This is a genomic window from Psychrobacter sp. 1U2, assembly GCF_051847575.1.
Genome location: NZ_JBPYDC010001231.1, coordinates 1 through 660 on the forward strand (window position 1 = coordinate 1; position 660 = coordinate 660).

A 660-nucleotide genomic window follows, 5' to 3' on the forward strand; every position below is an offset into this window, starting at 1 on the left:
CAAGCACGGCGTACAAAGGCTACTGCAGTCACTGCAGCCAACAACGCAAACACCAGCGCCACATCACGCAGGGCTGCACTACTTGATGCTTCGGCCAGCAGCAATAAAACAGCGACAGCGGTAGTACCAAATAGCTGCACCGCTAACATACGGTCAGCAGCCGTGGGTCCGCGCAGTACACGCCACATACCAGCACTCAGATTGAGCAGCAAGAACAACGCTAGTGCAAGGTATATGCTTTGCATAATCATTCATCCTCCATCAAAGCAGGTTCAACAGAGTTTGGAAATATTTGCGCCAAACCCCGTTCTAAATCTTGTAGAGCGACTAGAAAATCCCCTTGGCTGTCCAGCACATGTATGGTTAATGTATCTCCGTTTATTTTGGTGCTTAAAGTACCAGGCAAGATGCTTATTATATTAATCATAGCTACTCGTGCTAGGCCTGAGGACAGGTGCAGGTGGTATTCAACAAGCTTTGGAGATAAAGGCATACTCGGTTGAAACGCTAGCTGTGCCACCTTCGCACCGCCCTTTAGTGACTGCCAAAAGAAAAAGGGTATAAAAGCTGCCAGCCGCCACCATACCAGCCTTACCGGAGGTAACAATGTAATGCTGACTACCAACGCGCAGAGCACCGCTGGCGCGCCAATTAACCATG

Annotated in this window: 2 protein-coding genes; both read right to left on the reverse strand. The window is 49.5% G+C overall.

The annotated features are described in order from the left end of the window. Positions 1–245: monovalent cation/H+ antiporter complex subunit F (locus ACS8FD_RS21370; protein ID WP_439277350.1), on the reverse strand; the 245-nt coding region annotated here is incomplete at its 3' end. 2 nt (positions 246–247) lie between these two features. Beyond that, positions 248–637 carry a Na+/H+ antiporter subunit E gene (locus ACS8FD_RS21375; protein ID WP_439277351.1) on the reverse strand — a complete coding sequence of 130 codons (390 nt, stop codon included), beginning with the start codon at positions 635–637 and terminating at the stop codon, positions 248–250. Between the last annotated feature and the right edge of the window lie 23 nt (positions 638–660).